A 17,412-nucleotide genomic window follows, 5' to 3' on the forward strand; every position below is an offset into this window, starting at 1 on the left:
GCCCCGAGTCCCGCCCGCAGAGGACCTAGGCGTGGGCGGGGCCGGTGCCCTCGGGGCGGGAGGTGTCCGGGTCGTCCGGGAGCCGGCAGACGCGCTCCAGGAAGAGGGCGGCGGCGATGACGGCGGCCCCGGCGAGCACCGAGAAGCCCGCGTAGATCGCCTGGTCCCGGCGGACGGGCAGGTCCAGGGAGCCCAGCAGGACCACGCCCACGCCCCCGTACACCCCGCTCACCAGGGCGGCGACCAGCGCGCTCGCCTGGCCGAAGACCACCGCGCGGGCCGCCATCAGCGGCTCCACGCCCTTGGCGCCCGGCCGGCGCTCCCGCTGGGCCCTGAGCCGGGCGCGCAGCGACAGCGCCGTCGCGGAGAGCACCGCCGCGATGGCGGCGAGCACGATCGGCGCGGCCAGCGGCACGCTCGGCAGCGTGCCGAACGACTCCCACAGCCGTGCGCCCGCCCAGGACAGCACGCCCGCCCCGGCGAAGAGACCGGCCAGTACCCCGAGCCGTAGTTGCTTCACGGACCGCCGCCGTCCTTCCGTCACCCTGTGTGGACCATGAGCCTAACGACTACTCGGGCAGCCGGAGTTCCAGGTCGGTACGGGGCCGTACGCCGCTGCGGTCGAGACCGGCCAGCAGGGCGGCGACCGGGCCGTGGCCCACCAGCTCCGCGGCCGGGTCCAGATCGTGCCAGGGCACCAGGACGAAGGCCCGCTCGTGCGCCCGGGGGTGCGGCAGGGTGAGCCGGGGATCGTCCGAGACGATGCCCGCGTAGGTCACGATGTCGACGTCGATCGTGCGCGGACCCCAGCGCTCCGTGCGCACCCGGTCGAACGCCTCCTCGACGGCCTGGGCCCGCTCCAGGAGCGAATCGGGCGGCAGCGTCGTCTTCAGCACCACGACCGCGTTGAAGTACGCGGGCTGGGAGCCGGGCTCGACGCCCCACGGGTCCGTCTCGTACACCGGCGAGACGCCCTTGACCCGGACGCCCGGGGTGTCCTCCAGGGCGTCGACGGCGCCCTGGATCGTCTCCAGCCGGTTGCCCAGGTTGGAGCCGAGGGAGAGGACCGCGACCCGGGGGTTGGAGAGGGTCACGTCGGCCGCGTCGACCTGGGCGACGACGGACGGGTGGACGGGCTGCACCGTGGGGTCGCTCATGCCCGCCTCCGGGTGATCGTGACGGTCACGTCGTCGAAGGGGACGGTGATCGGCGCGTCCGGCTTGTGCACCACCACCTCCACCTCCTGGACGCCGTCGTGCTTGAGGCAGATCCCGGCGATCCGCTCGGCCAGCGTCTCGATCAGGTCCACCGGCTCGCCCTCGACGACGGCGACGACCTCCTCGGCCACCACGCCGTAGTGCACGGTCTTCGCCAGGTCGTCGTCGGCCGCGGCGGGACGGGTGTCCAGACCGAGCACCAGGTCCACGATGAAGGTCTGGCCCTCCTCGCGCTCCCGGGGGAAGACACCATGGTGCCCACGGGCCTTGAGGCCGCGCAGCGCGACACGATCCACGCGAATCACTCCTGCTCTCGTTCGTCCGACGGGCTCGGCGGGCGGTACGTGTACGTACGTACGCACCCGGCGCGTCCATGCGAATCTACCTGCGGGCACCGACGCCGCCCGCCCGAGGGGGGCGGTGTCCCGCCGCTCCCCCGGTCAAACCGTCCGGGATCCGCCCCTGCCCCGGGCCGCGCCGGTCAAACCCGGCCGTGCCCCGGTGCGCCGTCCCGCGCTCCGGCCCACGCCGGGGATTCCCGCGCTACGCGGGGCTTTCCTCGTCCTGCTCGCCCTCGTCGTCGCTCTCCGTCAGCACGGGGGAGCCGTGGTGGGACCAGATCCGCCAGCCGTCGGGTGTGCGGCGGAACACATTCGTGGCGACGACCAGCTGGCCCATCAGCGGCCCCAGCTCCCCGGCGGCCTCGGCGGGGCCGCCGCTGAGGATGTTCTCCGTGCAGGTGACCAGCGCGGTGTCACCGGCGACGGCGACCTTCACATCGGTCAGGAAGAACTGGATGTACTCCGTGTTCGCCATGATCAGGGCGTAGGAGCGCAGCACCTCGCCCCGGCCGGAGAGCACCGGCCACCCGGGGTGGACGCAGGAGATCTCGTCGTCCAGCCAGAGCCCGGAGAGCGTGTCGAAGTCGCCGCGCTCCATCGTCTCGTAGAAGGCGGTGTTGGCCGCCTCGACCTCCTCGATGTCGCTCCCGCTCACCGCGCGGCCCCGACGGCCCGCGCGACCCGCACGGCGTCCGCCGTGGCCCGTACCTCGTGCACCCGGACGGCCCAGGCGCCCTCGTGGGCGACGATCGCGGAGACGGCGGCGGTGGCGGCGTCCCGCTCGCGGGCCCTGGGCGGGGTGCCGTCCTTCGCGAGGACCCGGCCGAGGAAACGCTTGCGGGACGCGGCGATCAGCAGCGGCCGGCCCAGGGCGTGGAAGTCGCGCATGTGGGCGACGAGGGCGAGGTCGTGGGAGGCGTCCTTGGCGAAGCCGAGACCCGGGTCCAGCACGATCCGCTCGGGCGCGATCCCGCCGTCGACCACGGCCTCCATCCTGGTCCGCAGCTCGGACATGACCTCGGCGACCACGTCCCCGTAGACCGCGCGGCTGTTCATGTCCGCGCTGAAGCCGCGCCAGTGCATCACCACGAACGGGACCTCGGCGGCGGCGACGGCGGGCACCATCCGCGGGTCGGCGAGGCCGCCGCTCACATCGTTGACCAGGACGGCGCCCGCTTCGACGGCGCGGGCGGCCACGGTGGCGCGCATGGTGTCGACGGAGACGGCGACGCCCTCGGCGGCGAGGCCGCGCACCACGGGGACGACCCGGCGCAGCTCCTCCTCCTCGTCCACCCGGCTGGCGCCGGGGCGGGTGGACTCGCCGCCGACGTCCACCAGATCGGCGCCGTCGGCGACCAGGTCGAGCCCGCGTTTGATCGCGGCGGTGGTGTCGAACCAGCGTCCGCCGTCCGAGAAGGAGTCGGGTGTCACATTGACGACCCCCATGACCCCGCAGTGATCCCACTCCGGCAACCCGCTCAACGTCCTCATACGCCCAGCGTAGGGCCGTCCACCGACAGGCGCGGCCCGCCCCCGGACCGGGGGCGGGCGCTACGCGGCGGGCACGGCCTGCCGGGCGGCTCCGGCCGGGGGCTTCTCCGGCAGCGGCACCACATGGGGACAGGGCCGGGGCGGCCGCCTCCGCCGGCGGCCGGCGAGCGGACGGGGCAGCTCCAGGTCGAGGAAGCCCTCGGCGCGCATCGCGGCCAGCGCGATCCTGGGCAGGTCCAGGGCGCCGGGGAAGACCACGAACCGGGGCTCCCAGCCCGGCCGGAACTTGGCGTTGAACTTGTACAGCGACTCGATCTGGAACCAGCGGGAGAGGAAGATCAGCAGCCCGCGCCAGAGCCGGAGCACCGGCCCGGCGCCGAGCCGCTCGCCCCGGGCGAGCGCGGCGCGGAACATCGCGAAGTTCAGCGAGACGCGGGAGACGCCCAGCGCGGGCGCGGCCTTCAGCGCGGCGACGATCAGCAGCTCGTTGAGACCGGGGTCGGCGGCCCGGTCCCGCCGCATCAGTTCCAGGGACATGCCGTCGCCGCCCCAGGGGACGAAGTGGAGCACCGCCTTCAGATCGCCGTACGGGGCGGGGGCGCCCGGTTCGGGGGCCTGGTGGGCGGTGGCGACGACCGCGTCGCCGTCCGCCGGGTCGCCGATGCGGCCCAGCGCCATGGAGAAGCCGCGCTCGTTCGGGGTGCCCCGCCAGTCGGCGGCGGCGCGGCGGATCCGGTCCAGCTCGCCGGGGCCGAGGTCGCGGACCCGGCGCACCCGGGTGGTGCAGCCGCCCCGCTCGATCCGGTTGACCATCTGGCGCACGTTGCGCATGGCCCGCCCGCCGAGCGAGAAGCCGGCGACGTCGACGACGGCCTCGTCGCCCAGCTCCAGGGCGTCCAGGCCGGTCTCCCGGGTCCACACCTCGCCGCCGCGCAGCGAGCAGCCCATGACGGCGGGGGTCCAGGCGTGGGCGCGGGCCTCGGCCATGAAGCGTTCGATCGCGCCGGGCCAGGCCTCGATGTCGCCGATCGGGTCGCCGCTCGCGAGCATCACGCCCGAGACCACCCGGTAGGAGACGGCGGCCTTGCCGCTGGGGGAGAAGACGGCGGCCTTGTCGCGGCGGAGCGCGAAGTGGCCGAGGGAGTCCCGCTCGCCGTGCCGCTCCAGCAGGGCGCGCAGCCGCAGCTCGTCGTCCTCGGCGAGCCGGGCCGCCGGGCGTTCGGTCCGCAGCGTGAGCAGGGCCGTGGTCAGGGCGGTGAGCAGGCCGAGGGCCCCCAGGCAGGAGGCGACGGCGGTGTCCGTGCCGCCGCCGTGGTGGAGGGGGCCTTCGACGCCCACGAGCCCGTACACCACGTGCTTGAGCAGGTCGCCGAGGCCGTGTTCGCCGCGCGGCGCGGCGGAGTGGGCGGCGACGACGGCGAGGCCGAGGCCGAGGGAGGCGACGGCCAGCAGGACGAGGGCGGCCGGAGCGGTGCGGCGGGTGCGCGGGTCGGGCAGGGCGGCGAAGTGCCGCCGGTGGGCCAGCAGCAGCGCCAGGGCGGCGAGCGCGAGCACCGCGCCGGCGGCGGAGTCGTGGTGGAGGAGCTGGCCGGCGGCCCCCAGCGGGAGTACGGCGACGGCGGCCCGCCAGGCCCGGCGCTTGCCGCGTTTGAGGCCGTGGGCGAGGACGAGCAGCAGCACGCCAGCCGCCGGTGGGAGGGCGGCGGGGAACGGCCCGGTGGTGCCGGGCAGCAGCGTGGCCGCCTCGTACACCCCGCTGTCGCGGAGCGCGGGGAGGAGGCCCGTCACGACGACGACCAGTCCGGCGAGGGCGCAGGCCCGGGCGGCCCACGCGGGGACGGCACCGGGCCGGGGGTGCCGCAGCGCCCGGAGCACCGCCCGCCCGGTGCGGCGTACCGCCTCCGCCGCACGGCGGGGAGCAGGCATCGGGGGTGGGGATATTTCCTGATCTTTCTTGGCTACTGCATCTACCGTGTTCACCGTGTCGGACATCGCTTCCCGTGTGCTCCTCGACCTGTCCCCGCCCAAGGCCGCGGTCAGGTGACACGGGGGCGCTGTGCGTTGTCCTAGACGTGGCCCGGGGACGGCGGGTTTACTCCGTCGTCCAAAATCGGGAAATCCTAGGATTTTGATGATGCGGGCATCCGGGGGAGCCGGAGCACACGCGAGAACGGGAGTATGCCGGATCCATGGACCTGACCAGTGGTTCTGTCCTCGCCACGGCCCTCGGGGCGGCCGTCGCGCTGTTCGCCGCGACCGTCTGGCTCTGGCCCCGGCTGGCCCGGCGGACCTGGCGGGCGGTCACGGGGCGGATCGGGCTGCTGCTCACCACCCAGCTGGCGATCATCGTCTCGGTGGGGCTGCTCGCGAACAACGCCTTTTTGTTCTACGGCTCCTGGTCGGACCTGCTGGGCCGGGAGGACGAGCCGGGCGTGGTGGTCGACCACCCGGCCGGGAAGGGCGGACTGACGGTCCTGGAACGCCGCAAGGCACCTGTCGAGGGCGGCTCCCGGCCGGAGCGGGGCGGCCAGATCCACAAGGTCGCGGTGGCGGGCGCGGACTCCGGGCTCACCGTCCCGGCGTACGTCTATCTGCCGCCGGAGTACTTCCGGCCCGAGCACCGCGACCGCGTCTTCCCCGTGACGGTGGCGATGACCGGCTACCCGGGGACGGCGGAGAACCTGATCAAAGGGCTGAAGTACCCGCAGACCGCCTTCGCCAAGGTGAGGCAGGGGCGGATGCAGCCCATGGTGCTGGTGATGCTGCGCTCGACGGTGGCGCCGCCCCGGGACACCGAGTGCGTCGACATCCCCGGCGGGCCGCAGGCGGAGACCTTCATCGGCGAGGACCTGCCGGCGGCGGTCACGGCCGCCTACCGGGTCGCCCGGGACGCGCGCGGCTGGGGGATCATCGGCAACTCGACCGGCGGCTACTGCGCGCTGAAGATCGCGTACCACCATCCGGACCGCTACGCGGCGGGCGCCGGGCTCTCCGCGTACTACCGGGCGGCCGAGGACCGGACCACCGGCGACCTCTTCCACGGCGACCAGGCCGCGCGGAACCGGGCCGACCTGCTGTGGAGCCTGGACCGGCTGCCGCAGCCCAAGGGCTCGTCGTTCCTGGTGACCAGCTCCCGCAAGGGCGAGGACAACCTGGACGAGACCGTGGAGTTCATCAAGAAGGTACGGCCGCCGGCCCGGGTCTCCTCGATCATCCTCGACACCGGCGGCCACAACTTCAACACCTGGGGACGGGAGGTGCCGCCCGCCCTGGAGTGGCTGAGCGGGCGGCTGCACGCCTCCTGAGCAGCCGGGGACCTTCTCAGCCCGTGGACGCGATCGACTCCAGGGAGACCTCCGCACGGGCGATGGCCTGGGCGTCGGCGTCGATGGACCGGCGCAGCGCCTCGTGCAGCCGGGCCGGGGTCAGCACCCCGAGGAACTGTCCCGCGCCCTCCGCGTCGATCACCGCGATCCAGCCGGCGTCGTGCTGGAGCATGGTCGAGAACGCCTGCTTGAGCGAGGAGCCCAGGGGCAGCCAGGCGTCCATCCGGCGGGCGTGCTCCCGGACCGTGCCCCGCTCGCGGGCCTGCTCGGCGGAGATCCAGCCGTGCAGATCGCCCGCCTCGTCGAGGACCACCGCCCAGCGGGCGCCCAGCTCCCGGGGGAGGGTGTCGCCGAGCCGGACGACGGGGGGCTGTTCGAGGTCGCTCTCCTCGATGGGGGTGACCGACAGCCGCTTCAGGCCACGGTCCGCCCCCACGAAATCGGCCACGTACGGGGTCGCGGGCGTCCCCAGCACCGCGGCGGGCGCGTCGAACTGCTCGATCCGGCCCTGGCCGTAGACGGCGATCCGGTCCCCGAGCCGGACGGCCTCCTCGATGTCGTGGGTGACCAGCAGCACCGTCGTGCCGAGCCGGGCCCGCAGCCGCAGGAACTCGTTCTGGAGGTGCTCGCGGACGACGGGGTCGACCGCGCCGAAGGGCTCGTCCATCAGCAGGACGGGCGGGTCGGCGGCGAGCGCGCGGGCCACACCGACGCGCTGGCGCTGGCCGCCGGAGAGCTGCTCCGGATAGCGGGAGCCGTGGACGGCGGGGTCCAGGCCGACGAGTTCGAGGAGTTCGGCCGCCCGCTCCCGGGCCCGGGAGCGCTTCCAGCCGAGGAGATGGGGGACGGTCGCCGTGTTCTCCAGCACCGTCTTGTGCGGGAACAGGCCGACCTGCTGGATGACATAGCCGATCCGGCGGCGCAGCTCGACGGGGTCGGCCCCGGAGATGTCCTCGCCGTCCACGGATATCCGGCCGCTGGTGGGCTCGATCAGCCGGTTGACCATTTTCATCGTCGTCGTTTTGCCACAGCCCGACGGCCCGACCAGAGTGACCAGCTCACCCCGGGCGACCTCGAACGACAGATCGTCGACCGCGGTCGTGCCGTCCGGATATCGCTTGGTGACGTGCTCGAAGCGGATCATGACTCCCCCTTGTGGTGGGTGATGTGTGAAGGCCGTGTTGCGCGCCTGTGGCGGATACCGCCGACTGTCAGTGGCTCAGGTTAAGGTCACCAGACATATGGTCGGAATGTACGGGGAGGCGGGGGGAGATGAGTACACGCGCGGCCGTGACGGAGAACTGTCTGACGGCCAATGACTGGATCTGCGGCGAATATCTGCGCACCCGTGCACCGGAGCTGACCGACGCCACCGTCGAGCATCTGTGGATCACCGTCGTCTCCGTGCTGATCGGCGTGGCCGTCGCCCTGCCGCTGGCGCTGCTGGCCCGCGCGCGGCCCGCCTTCGCCGGGCCCCTGCTCGGGCTGACCACTTTGCTCTACACGATCCCGTCCCTGGCGATGTTCTCGCTGCTGCTGCCCCTCTTCGGGCTCTCCGCCGCGCTCGTCGTCACCGGCCTGGTGCTCTACTCCCTCACCATCCTCGTACGGAACATCCTGGCCGGGCTCGCCGCCGTGCCCGACGAGGCCCGCGAGGCCGCCCGCGGCATGGGATACGGGCCGGTCAGGATCCTCTGGGAGGTCGAGCTGCCGCTCGCGCTGCCCGCGCTGATGGCGGGCGTGCGGATGGCCACCGTCTCCACCGTCGCGCTGACCACGGTCGGCGCGCTCATCGGCCGGGGCGGGCTCGGCGACCTCATCGACGAGGGCGTGCAGACCACCTTCAAGGCACAGGTGCTCACCGCGTCCGTGCTCTGCGTGCTGCTCGCCGTCGTCGCCGATCTGCTGCTCCTCGGGCTCCAGCGGCTGCTGACGCCGTGGACCCGAATACGCCGGGCCGGGGAGGCCGTCTGATGGGGGTACTGGCCGACGCCTGGACCTGGCTCGCCACCGGGTCCAACTGGGCGGGCGAGAGCGGGGTGTGGCACCGGCTCGGCGAGCATGTGTACGTCAGCGGGGTCGCCCTCGGCCTGGCCTGCGCGATCGCGCTGCCGCTCGCGCTCTGGCTCGGGCACATCGGCAAGGGGGGCGCCCTCGCCGTCAACCTCTCCAACGTGGGGCGGGCGATCCCGGTCTTCGCGGTCCTCGCGCTGCTGATGCTCACCCCGCTGCGGACCGCCGGCCAGACGCCGACCGTCATCGCCCTGGTGCTCTTCGCGATCCCGCCCGTCCTCACCAACGCCTATGTCGGGATGCGGGAGGTGGACCGGGCCGTGGTCGAGGCCGCGCGCGGCATGGGCATGTCCGGCCGGCAGGTCTTCCTCCGGGTCGAGCTGCCGCTCGCCCACCCGCTGGTGATGACCGGGGTGCGGTCGGCCGCCGTGCAGGTCGTCGCCACCGCCACCATCGCCTCCATGGTCGGACAGGGCGGCCTCGGCCGCATCATCACGGCCGGCTTCAACACCCTCAACACGCCCCAGGTGGTGGCCGGCGCGCTGCTCGCCGCGGTGCTGGCGCTGCTGGTCGAGGCCGTGCTCGTCGTCGCCGACCGGCTGCTCGACCCCCGCCGGCGGGTCGCCGCCGCCCGGCGCGCGACCTCCTGAACCGGCGCCACGCCCACGCCCCGGACCACCCGGACCACCCTCATGCGAACCCTCTGGACGGAGCAGCTGATGCCCAAGACCATGCTGACGACCGGTGATACCACCCGGCCCGGCGGCGCCCCTCACCACCGGCGGTCCGTACGGGCCGCCGGGGCGGTACTGGCCGCGACGGCGCTGACCGCCACCCTCGCCGCGTGCGGCGGCGACAGCCTGGAGAAGTCGGGGGGCTCCGGCGGCGGATCGGACGAGAAGGGCTCCCTCGTCGTCGGCTCCGCCTCCTTCACCGAGTCCAGGATCCTCGCCGAGCTGTACGCGGGGGTGCTCTCCGACGCCGGCTACCGGACGTCCATCACCACCGTGAAGAACCGCGAACTGTACGAGCCGTCCCTGGAGAAGGGCGAGATCGACGTCGTACCCGAATATGCCGCCACCCTCGCGGAATTTCTCAATGCGAAGGTGAACGGGCCCGAGGCGCCGGAGCGGAAGCCGGTCGCCTCCAGTGATGTGAACGCCACCGTCGCCGCACTCTCCAAGCTCGCGGAACCGCGTGGACTGAAGGTGCTTCCGGCCGGGAAGGCGGTCGATCAGAACGCGTTCGCGGTGAGCCGGGAATTCGCGGAGAAGAACAACCTGAAGAGTCTTTCGGACCTTGGCGAATCGGGCCTGAAGGTCAAGGTCGCGGCAGGCGACGAGTGCGCCGTCAGGCCGTTCTGCGCGCCCGGCCTCAAGGCCACCTACGGCATCGACGTCACCGGGATCGACGCCAAGGGCGTCGGCACACCGCAGTCCAAACAGGCCGTCAGGGACGGCGCGGCGCACCTGGTGCTGACGACCACGACCGACGCCGTCATCGAAGGGCTGGTCTTCCTCGCCGACGACAAGAAGCTCCAGAACGCGGACAACGTCCTGCCCGTCGTCAATGCGAAGGACGCCGGCGACACCCGGATAGCGAGTGCACTCGACCGGCTGACACAGGCGCTGACCACCGACGACCTCGCCGAGTTGAACCGTAAGGTCGATGCCGAACGGGCCAAGCCCAAGGACGTGGCCAAGGAGTATCTGGACTCCAGGGGGCTGCTCAAGAAGTAGGAATGGCTGTCGGATAGCCCGACCGGTTCGACGCGACTTGCGTACAAGTGCCGGGTCGATATCCCCTTCGGCTTGTTCGCACGGTAAATTTCTGGCCATGCCACGTGGACGCCATCGTCATTCACCGCCCCTGCACAGGCTGCTTCCGCCCTCAGCGGTGGCCGGAGTTGCGGTGGTGTGCGCCACCGGCTCGTGGCTGCTGACGGAACCGGTCCTGCTCCAGGCCCTGGTCACCGTATCCGCCGCCACGGCCGTCACCGGCGCCGTTCTGATGCGCCGTTGGGACCGCTCGGCGGGCCGTCAGGTCGCCGATCTGACCCGGGGCCGGGCCAGCGACGCCTGGCGGGCCGAGGAGCGCATCGCCGAGCTGGAGAACACCGCCGAGGAATTCCGGGAGGCGCGCACCAGGCTGGAGGCCAAACTGCGCGCCAAACGGGTGGAGCTGGCCGGACTGCGGGGCGAGCACGCCGCTCTGCTCCGCCGGTACGCGACCGCCGAGACCGACCGGGCCAGCGTGCTGGAGGACCGTCGTCAACTTGAGGTCGACGCGAGCCCGGGTGCGAACACAATCGCGAAAGCGGGCGGGGGCGCGCCGAAGGCACTGCCCGCCGCCGGCTCCACCCCGACCCCGGCCCGCTACCTCCAGGCCGCCCGCGCGCTGGAGAACCTGTCCCGCAACGCCGCCGGACAGCGGATCGGTGCTCCGGCCGCGCCGGTCGGCGCCCCGGGGGAGCCGGTACGACCCGGCGGACGGCCCGGGGCACTGCCCGCGGCCCGGCCCGCCGAGCCGGCCGCCCGCCCGGCGGTGACCGCCGGACCGGCCCCGGCCCCGGCCCTGCCGAAGCCGGCGGACCCGGGTCCCGGGCAGCCGCCGAGGGGCGGTGGCGCCCCGGCGCCCGCCGACGCGCCGGGGGCCTCCGTGCCCCGGCCCGCCGCGGCTCCCCGGCCGGACAGCGTGCCCGCCCCGGCCACCGCCCCGAAGGCCACGCCTCCGGTCCCGCCCGCCACCGCGTCCGTGCACACCACCGTCCCCGCCACCCCCGCCGCCCCCGCGACCCCCGCCGTCCCCGCCGCCGCGCCCGTCACGACCGCGGTCGCCACGCCCGTACCGTCCGCACAGCTCCCGCAGCCGACCCCGTCCGCAGACAAGGCCGCAGGGTCCGCCGGGCCCTCCGGGTCCTCGGCGTCCGCCGCTGCCGCCGCGATCGTTCCCTACGGCCCCCGCCGCGCGGGCGCCCGGCCCGAGGGGAACTTCGACTTCTTCGGCAACCACACCGGGCAGGTCGCCGTCCCGGAGCGGGCCCGCACGGCCATCGAGGCCGTGCAGGAGGAAGACCTCGCCGATGTCGTCGGCGCGGAGGCCCTGGCCGAGCAGCAGGCCGGAGCGGTGGCCCGGCGGAAGAACGGCCGCGAGCCGGCGGCCCCGAAGCACGCCCGGCGCACCGAGCGCAAGGCCGCGCCCGGCCCGGCCCGTCCGCCGGCGCCGGCGGCCGCGGAGCAGACCGCTCCGCAGCCGGCCCCGCAGGACGGCCCGGCCGCCGACGACACCGCGCGGGGCGCCGCCGGGGACGTCATCGACCTGACCGCCCACGACGAGACCGAGAAGCTGGACCTCGGCGAGCTGCGGAACGCCGTCAGCTCCTGAGACCGGCCCATCCACCGCATGGCGAAGGCCCCCGGGGAACGCTCCCCGGGGGCCTTCGCCATGCGGTGGATGGGCCGCTACTTGTCGATGTCGCCGACGACGAAGAAGAGCGACCCCAGGATCGCCACCATGTCCGCCACCTGCGTCCCCGGCAGCAGCTCGGCCAGCGCCTGGATGTTGTTGTACGACGCTGAGCGCAGTTTCAGCCGGTACGGGGTCTTCTCGCCCTTGGAGACCAGGTAGTAGCCGTTGATCCCGAGCGGGTTCTCGGTCCAGGCGTAGGTGTGGCCCTCGGGGGCCTTGAGCACCTTGGGCAGCCGCTGGTTGACGGGCCCCGGCGGCAGCTCCGCGAGCCGGTCCAGGCAGGCGTCCGCCAGGTCCAGCGCGTTGTGCGACTGGTCGAGCAGCACCTCGAACCGGGCCAGGCAGTCCCCCTCGGCACGGGTGACCACCTTCAGGGTGTCGCCCAGCTCCCCGTACGCGAGATACGGCTCGTCCCGCCGCAGGTCGAAATCGACCCCGGAGGCGCGGGCGATGGGCCCGCTGACGCCGTACGCGTGGACGGCCGCGGCCGGCAGCACCCCGACCGCGCGGGTCCGGCCCCGGAAGATCTCGTTGCCGAGCACCAGCCGGTCGTACACGTCCATCCGGGAGCGGACCTCGGACACGGCGTGCCGGACCCGGCCCAGCCACCCCGCCGGAAGGTCCTCCTTCAACCCGCCGACGCGATTGAACATGTAGTGCATCCGGCCGCCGGAGACCTCCTCCATGACGTTCTGGAGTACCTCGCGCTCCCGGAAGGCGTGGAAGACGGGGGTGATGCCGCCCAGCTCCAGCGGGTAGGAGCCGAGGAACATCAGATGGTTGAGGATCCGGTTCAACTCGGCGAGCAGGGTACGGATCCACACCGCCCGCTCGGGGACCTCCATGCCGAGCATCCGCTCGACGGCCATGACGACGCCCAGCTCGTTGGAGAAGGCGGAGAGCCAGTCGTGGCGGTTGGCCAGCATCACGATCTGGCGGTAGTCACGGGCCTCGAACAGCTTCTCCGCGCCCCGGTGCATATAGCCGACGACGGGTTCGGCGTGCTGGATCACCTCGCCGTCGAGCACCAGGCGGAGGCGGAGCACGCCGTGGGTGGAGGGGTGCTGGGGGCCGATGTTGAGCACCATGTCGGTGCTCTCCGCCGCGCCGCCGATGCCGAACGTCGTCTCCGTCATGCGGCCAGTATCCCCCGGGCCGGGACCGGCCGGCGGAGGGGGCGGCGGGCTGCGGTACGGGTCCGCCTCGGCTGCCGCAGCCGCTGCTCCGCCGCGGCGGGGCTCACTTCGGCTGCCGCAGCCACAGGAAGTCCCCCAGGCCGCCCCGGGCGGTCAGCTCCGCCGCCTCGCCCGCCGCCGCGAGCGCGCGCACGTACCCTGCCGGATCCGCCGAGGCCAGCGCCAGCGGCGGCCGCTCCCCGGTGACCCCGAGGGCGCGCAGCTCGTCCCGCTGGGTGGTCAGCGTCCCCCCGGGCAGCAGCGCGGAGTCCAGCGCCACATGCGCGGTGATGTCGCAGCTCCCGTCCGGCACCGGCCGGACCTCGCGCCCCGCCCGGAAGCCGGTCAGCGTGCCGCCGAAGGGCCGGTCCCCGGCGCGATGGGCGTAGTCCACGGCCACCGCGAGCCCCGCCCGCAGCGTGTCCACCGCCGCCGCCCACGCCTCGTCCCGGGGCCGCCCGATCTCCGCCCGTGCCCCCGGCCCCGCCAGCGGCCACCAGCGCTCCAGCCAGGCCGCGTCCGCGCCGTCGACCGGCGGGCCCGGCCGCTCCGTACCGTCCCGGCGCACCAGCACCCGGCGCACCACCCCGTCCCCGTCCATCTCCACGACGTCGGCGGGCACGTTGTCCAGCCACTCGTTGGCGAAGAGCAGCCCGCTGACCCCGCGCGGGGGCTCGTCCGTCCAGACGATGCGTTCGTCCAGGCCGGCGGGCCGGTCCGCGCGTTCGACCGCGTACGCCCGGACCGGGAAACCGGGGGGCAGCGCCGCCAGCACCCCCGTCAGCAGCTCGCCCCGGCCCGCGCCCACGTCCACGAGGGCCACCGGGCCCGCGCCGGCGCCCAGCCGCCCGGCCGTCTCCCGCAGCAGCCGGGCGACGGCCCCGGCGAACAGCGGCGACGCGTGCACCGACGTACGGAAGTGGCCCGCCGGGCCCTCGGGGCGCCGGTAGAAGCCGTCCGGTCCGTACAGGGCGGCCGCGGTCGCCTCCCGCCACCCCCGCCACGCACCGGACCCGTCCGCCTCCCCGGCGTTCCCGATGCCGGCTCCTGAACCGCCGTTCACCACGTTCATCGAGGTCACCGTATTCACCGCGCCGCCACATCCACGCCCCCGGCCCGCCCGGAGGTCTCCACCTTGGGGAGTATGCCGCCGCCCCGGGGATCGCCCTGACGGCTGACCCCGGCGGCTGCCACCTTTCCCTACGCTGGGTTACGTGCATCGCGTCTATGACTTCGTCCGCAGACACCCGACAGGGACCGACACCTTCTGGGGTGTCGTGCTCCTGGCGGTCGCCCTGCTGGAACTGTCCACGGTGACCCAGTACCAGGCGGGCTGGGTCGGCGTGCCCCTGTCCCTGGGCTTCGGCGCCGTGGTGGCCCTGCGCCGCCGCATGCCGGAGAAGATGCTGCTCCTGACCGTCGCGCTGGGCCTGGTCCAGCTGGTCGCGGGCATCCAGATGTACCCCGGCGACCTGGCCATGCTGGCGATCATCTACACGGTCGCCGCCCACGACACCCCCCGCTGGGCCCGCCGGCTCGCCCTGACCGCCGGTATCGCCGCCGCCCCCGTCTCCCAGCTGACCTGGCCGACGGAGGAGCTGACCCTCGGCACCCGGATCTTCCTGGTGGTCATCCTGATCGTGCCGTTCGTCCTCGCCTGGGTCCTCGGCGACTCGATCAGGACCCGGCGCGCCTACTTCGCCCAGCTGGAGGAGCGCGCGCTCCAGCTGGAGAAGGAGCGCGAGGCCCAGGCCAAGGTCGCCGTCGCCGCCGAACGCGCCCGGATCGCCCGGGAGCTGCACGACGTGGTCGCCCACAACGTCTCCGTGATGGTCGTCCAGGCCGACGGCGCCGCCTATGTCCTGGAGGCCGCCCCCGACCAGGCCAGGAAGGCCCTGGAGACGATCTCCACCACCGGCCGCCAGGCCCTCGCCGAGATGCGCCGCCTGCTCGGGGTGCTGCGCACCGGCGACGGCCCCGAGACCGGCGAGTACGTCCCCCAGCCCGATGTGCAGCAGATCGAGGACCTCGTCGAACAGGTGCGCAAGGCGGGCACCACCGTCGACTTCCGGATCGAGGGCACCCCGCGCCCGCTGCCCAGCGGGGTCGAGCTGACCGCGTACCGGATCGTGCAGGAGGCACTGACCAACACCCGCAAGCACGGCGGGCCCCAGGTCGGCGCCAGCGTCCGGCTCGTCTACTTCGACGACGGGCTCGGCCTGCTGGTCGAGGACGACGGGCGCGGCTCCGCACACGAGCTGTACGAGGACGGCGGCGCCGACGGCAGCGGCCACGGGCTGATCGGCATGCGGGAGCGGGTCGGTATGGTCGGCGGCACGCTCGACGCCGGGCCCCGGCCCGGGGGCGGCTTCCGCATCAGCGCCCTGCTCCCCCTCAAACCCGCGTGACCCCGTACCGTCCCCGACAGACCCGCACCCCGAGAGAAGAGGACCGGCTGACATGTCCATCAAGGTGATGCTCGTGGACGACCAGGTGCTGCTGCGCACCGGATTCCGCATGGTGCTCGCCGCCCAGCCGGACATGGAGGTCGTCGCGGAGGCCGGGGACGGCGCCGAGGCCATCGAACTGCTCCGGTCGACGGCCGTCGACGTGGTCCTGATGGACGTCCGCATGCCCCGGCTCGACGGCGTCGAGGCCACCCGGCGGATCTGCGCCCAGCAGAACCCGCCCAAGGTCCTCATCCTCACCACCTTCGACCTGGACGAATACGCCTTCTCCGGGCTGAAGGCGGGCGCCAGCGGCTTCATGCTCAAGGACGTACCGCCCGGGGAACTCCTGGCGGCGATCCGCTCCGTGCACAGCGGCGACGCGGTCGTCGCCCCCTCCACCACCCGCCGGCTCCTCGACCGCTTCTCCCCGATGCTCCCGAGCGGCGGCCCCGAGCCCCGCAACAAGGACGTCGACCGGCTCACCGAACGCGAACGCGAAGTGATGATGCTCGTCGCCCAGGGCCTCTCGAACGGGGAGATCGCCGGGCGGCTGGTGCTCTCCGAGGCCACCGTGAAGACCCACGTGGGACGGATCCTCACCAAACTGAACCTCCGCGACCGGGTCCAGGTCGTGGTCCTCGCGTACGAGACCGGCCTGGTGCGGGCCGGCGGCGGCCCGCAGCGCTGACCCTGCCGGGGGCTTTGGGGGCTTCGGGGGCTTGGGGGGTCAGCGCAGCACCGTCTCCAGGAAATCGCTGCCCAGCCGCGCCACCGGACCCACATCCAGCTGGTGCAGCACATACCGGCCGCGCCGGCGCGTCGTCACCAGACCCGCCCGCTTCAGCACCCCCAGATGGCGCGAGACCTCCGGCGCGGTGATCCCGTACGCCTCCGCCAGCTCACTCGTCGTGTACGGGGCACGGGCCAGACTCCGGCACAGCCGCATCCGCATCGGGTGCGCCAGCGCCTCCATCCGCCGCCGGAGCACATCCACCGTGGCCGGACCCGGCAGCGCGGGCGCCGCCACCGGATAGTGGATCACCGGCTGCCACCCCGGGGCATGCAGGATCATCAGATGCGGCCAGCCGAAACTCGACGGCACCAGCGTCAGCCCGGCACCGACCGCCGGATCCACGGCCGTGGTCCGGCCCTCCGCCATCTTGTCGGCGTGGATCCGGGCCCCCTCCTCGTCCACCGTCAGCGACGGCGACACCGCGTGCAACGCCTCCGCCAGACCCCTGCGGCGCAACAGCTCCGTCTTGTGCCGGGCGTCGGCCGCGAGCTGGGGCGCGGTCCGCGCCCAGGTGTCCGCGAAGAACGCCCGGTCACAGTCCTCGAACAGCCGCCGCACCCAGGCCCGCACCGACCCCGGCTCCCGCAGCAGCCGCCGCGTGAAATCCAGCTGCTGCGGACCCCGGTGCGCGGCCAGCTCCAGCGCCCGGTCCCGGCGCCCCGGGTCCGTCAGCGCCGAGGGCCCGCCCTCCGCGTACGTGGCGCCGCACGTGAACTCCAGCGCCGCCGACACGAAACGGTCGTCATCGAGCAGATCGAGCAGATCGAGATCCCCGGCGAGCGTCCGCGGACCGTGCGCACCCGGGCCCCCGGCGGGCACCGCCCCCGCCGGCAGCCCGGCGAACGGCATGAACACATCGGAGAACGTCGACCGCCAGAGAAAATCCGCCTCGCACAGCCGCTCCGCCAGATCCGGCTTCAGCCCGGCGGCCGTGGCCGTCGCCCAGCCGTGCAGCCCCGGATGGTGCGCGGGCTCGGCGAGCGCGTGCAGGGCGACGCCCAGCTCGGCGAGGGGGGAGACCTCGAAGGCGATGCGGTCGGGGGGCAGCCCGCGGATATCGATGGTGACGCTCACGCCCCCATCCTGTCTCCCGGGCCACCACCCGGGACACCCGTTTTCCCCCGAGGGGGGCCTCGCG

The 17,412-nt window shown here is 73.7% G+C and carries 17 protein-coding genes; 7 read left to right on the plus strand and 10 right to left on the minus strand.

Translation table 11 applies throughout. The annotated features are described in order from the left end of the window. Positions 1-25: 25 nt before the first annotated feature. The 6 genes from SYYSPA8_RS17395 to SYYSPA8_RS17420 all read right to left on the minus strand — a co-directional run bounded on the left by SYYSPA8_RS17395 (position 26) and on the right by SYYSPA8_RS17420 (position 4,975). Complete coding sequence (locus SYYSPA8_RS17395) at positions 26-520, minus strand: DUF3180 domain-containing protein (protein WP_323448095.1); 495 nt, start codon at positions 518-520, stop codon at positions 26-28. Positions 521-569: 49 nt separating this feature from the next. After that, positions 570-1,157, minus strand: a complete 588-nt coding sequence (gene folK / locus SYYSPA8_RS17400; RefSeq protein WP_323448096.1) for a 2-amino-4-hydroxy-6-hydroxymethyldihydropteridine diphosphokinase — start codon at positions 1,155-1,157, stop codon at positions 570-572. Beyond that, entirely contained in the window at positions 1,154-1,513 is a 360-nt protein-coding gene (gene folB, locus SYYSPA8_RS17405) for a dihydroneopterin aldolase (RefSeq protein ID WP_323448097.1), read from the minus strand. Before folB ends, folK begins: the two co-directional genes overlap by 4 nt. A gap of 247 nt (positions 1,514-1,760) precedes the next feature. Next, positions 1,761-2,213, minus strand: coding sequence for a nuclear transport factor 2 family protein (locus tag SYYSPA8_RS17410; protein ID WP_323448098.1), 453 nt, complete (start codon positions 2,211-2,213; stop codon positions 1,761-1,763). Next, on the minus strand, positions 2,210-3,049 hold the full coding sequence (folP, locus tag SYYSPA8_RS17415; protein ID WP_323448099.1) for a dihydropteroate synthase: 840 nt from the start codon (positions 3,047-3,049) through the stop codon (positions 2,210-2,212). The genes SYYSPA8_RS17410 and folP overlap by 4 nt, the downstream gene beginning before the upstream one ends. A gap of 60 nt (positions 3,050-3,109) precedes the next feature. Beyond that, a complete protein-coding gene (locus tag SYYSPA8_RS17420; RefSeq protein WP_323448100.1) occupies positions 3,110-4,975 on the minus strand; it encodes a phosphatidylglycerol lysyltransferase domain-containing protein in 1,866 nt (621 codons plus the stop codon). Positions 4,976-5,238: 263 nt separating this feature from the next. Between SYYSPA8_RS17420 and SYYSPA8_RS17425 the strand changes: the two genes are divergently transcribed. After that, entirely contained in the window at positions 5,239-6,354 is a 1,116-nt protein-coding gene (locus SYYSPA8_RS17425; RefSeq protein WP_323448101.1) for an alpha/beta hydrolase, read from the plus strand. 16 nt (positions 6,355-6,370) lie between these two features. Here the strand turns inward: SYYSPA8_RS17425 and SYYSPA8_RS17430 are convergent, their stop codons facing one another. Continuing rightward, positions 6,371-7,519 (minus strand): ABC transporter ATP-binding protein, encoded by a 1,149-nt coding sequence (locus SYYSPA8_RS17430; RefSeq protein WP_323448102.1) that lies wholly within the window; start codon positions 7,517-7,519, stop codon positions 6,371-6,373. Positions 7,520-7,647: 128 nt separating this feature from the next. Here SYYSPA8_RS17430 and SYYSPA8_RS17435 point away from each other — a divergent pair, with 128 nt between their 5' ends. From SYYSPA8_RS17435 to SYYSPA8_RS17450, 4 genes are all read left to right on the plus strand, one after another. Continuing rightward, positions 7,648-8,349: an ABC transporter permease gene (locus SYYSPA8_RS17435; RefSeq protein ID WP_323448103.1), complete on the plus strand. Its 702-nt coding sequence runs from the start codon at positions 7,648-7,650 to the stop codon at positions 8,347-8,349. After that, on the plus strand, positions 8,349-9,038 hold the full coding sequence (locus SYYSPA8_RS17440) for an ABC transporter permease (protein ID WP_323448104.1): 690 nt from the start codon (positions 8,349-8,351) through the stop codon (positions 9,036-9,038). Before SYYSPA8_RS17435 ends, SYYSPA8_RS17440 begins: the two co-directional genes overlap by 1 nt. 81 nt (positions 9,039-9,119) lie before the next feature. Beyond that, on the plus strand, positions 9,120-10,127 hold the full coding sequence (locus tag SYYSPA8_RS17445) for an ABC transporter substrate-binding protein (RefSeq protein ID WP_323448163.1): 1,008 nt from the start codon (positions 9,120-9,122) through the stop codon (positions 10,125-10,127). A gap of 157 nt (positions 10,128-10,284) precedes the next feature. Then, on the plus strand, positions 10,285-11,772 hold the full coding sequence (locus SYYSPA8_RS17450) for a hypothetical protein (RefSeq protein ID WP_323448105.1): 1,488 nt from the start codon (positions 10,285-10,287) through the stop codon (positions 11,770-11,772). Positions 11,773-11,849: 77 nt separating this feature from the next. Here the strand turns inward: SYYSPA8_RS17450 and SYYSPA8_RS17455 are convergent, their stop codons facing one another. Further along, a complete protein-coding gene (locus tag SYYSPA8_RS17455) occupies positions 11,850-12,992 on the minus strand; it encodes an NADH-quinone oxidoreductase subunit D (RefSeq protein ID WP_323448106.1) in 1,143 nt (380 codons plus the stop codon). Positions 12,993-13,095: 103 nt separating this feature from the next. Continuing rightward, on the minus strand, positions 13,096-14,103 hold the full coding sequence (locus SYYSPA8_RS17460; RefSeq protein WP_323448107.1) for an SAM-dependent methyltransferase: 1,008 nt from the start codon (positions 14,101-14,103) through the stop codon (positions 13,096-13,098). A gap of 142 nt (positions 14,104-14,245) precedes the next feature. On the opposite strand from SYYSPA8_RS17460, the gene SYYSPA8_RS17465 reads away from it, so the two are divergent. Both SYYSPA8_RS17465 and SYYSPA8_RS17470 read left to right on the plus strand, forming a co-directional pair. Further along, positions 14,246-15,439 (plus strand): sensor histidine kinase, encoded by a 1,194-nt coding sequence (locus tag SYYSPA8_RS17465; RefSeq protein ID WP_323448108.1) that lies wholly within the window; start codon positions 14,246-14,248, stop codon positions 15,437-15,439. A gap of 52 nt (positions 15,440-15,491) precedes the next feature. After that, complete coding sequence (locus tag SYYSPA8_RS17470; protein WP_323448109.1) at positions 15,492-16,169, plus strand: response regulator transcription factor; 678 nt, start codon at positions 15,492-15,494, stop codon at positions 16,167-16,169. A 39-nt stretch (positions 16,170-16,208) separates the two neighbouring features. Here SYYSPA8_RS17470 and SYYSPA8_RS17475 read toward each other — a convergent pair whose 3' ends face one another. After that, the gene (locus tag SYYSPA8_RS17475; RefSeq protein WP_323448110.1) at positions 16,209-17,348 is read right to left on the minus strand and encodes a DUF5937 family protein; all 1,140 of its coding nucleotides are present in this window, start codon (positions 17,346-17,348) and stop codon (positions 16,209-16,211) included. Between the last annotated feature and the right edge of the window lie 64 nt (positions 17,349-17,412).

Origin of the sequence: Streptomyces yaizuensis, from assembly GCF_034961445.1 — a bacterium.
In the GTDB taxonomy this organism is placed as follows: domain Bacteria; phylum Actinomycetota; class Actinomycetes; order Streptomycetales; family Streptomycetaceae; genus Streptomyces; species Streptomyces yaizuensis.

Coding starts and splice junctions, on each gene's coding strand:
- SYYSPA8_RS17430 (WP_323448102.1), bottom strand. CDS start 7,519: ATGATCCGCTTCGAGCACGTCACCAAGCGATATCCGGACGGCACGACC.
- SYYSPA8_RS17445 (WP_323448163.1), top strand. CDS start 9,120: ATGCTGACGACCGGTGATACCACCCGGCCCGGCGGCGCCCCTCACCAC.
- SYYSPA8_RS17455 (WP_323448106.1), bottom strand. CDS start 12,992: ATGACGGAGACGACGTTCGGCATCGGCGGCGCGGCGGAGAGCACCGAC.
- SYYSPA8_RS17470 (WP_323448109.1), top strand. CDS start 15,492: ATGTCCATCAAGGTGATGCTCGTGGACGACCAGGTGCTGCTGCGCACC.
- folK (WP_323448096.1), bottom strand. CDS start 1,157: ATGAGCGACCCCACGGTGCAGCCCGTCCACCCGTCCGTCGTCGCCCAG.
- SYYSPA8_RS17425 (WP_323448101.1), top strand. CDS start 5,239: ATGGACCTGACCAGTGGTTCTGTCCTCGCCACGGCCCTCGGGGCGGCC.
- SYYSPA8_RS17460 (WP_323448107.1), bottom strand. CDS start 14,103: ATGAACGTGGTGAACGGCGGTTCAGGAGCCGGCATCGGGAACGCCGGG.
- SYYSPA8_RS17440 (WP_323448104.1), top strand. CDS start 8,349: ATGGGGGTACTGGCCGACGCCTGGACCTGGCTCGCCACCGGGTCCAAC.
- SYYSPA8_RS17420 (WP_323448100.1), bottom strand. CDS start 4,975: ATGCCTGCTCCCCGCCGTGCGGCGGAGGCGGTACGCCGCACCGGGCGG.
- folP (WP_323448099.1), bottom strand. CDS start 3,049: ATGAGGACGTTGAGCGGGTTGCCGGAGTGGGATCACTGCGGGGTCATG.
- SYYSPA8_RS17435 (WP_323448103.1), top strand. CDS start 7,648: ATGAGTACACGCGCGGCCGTGACGGAGAACTGTCTGACGGCCAATGAC.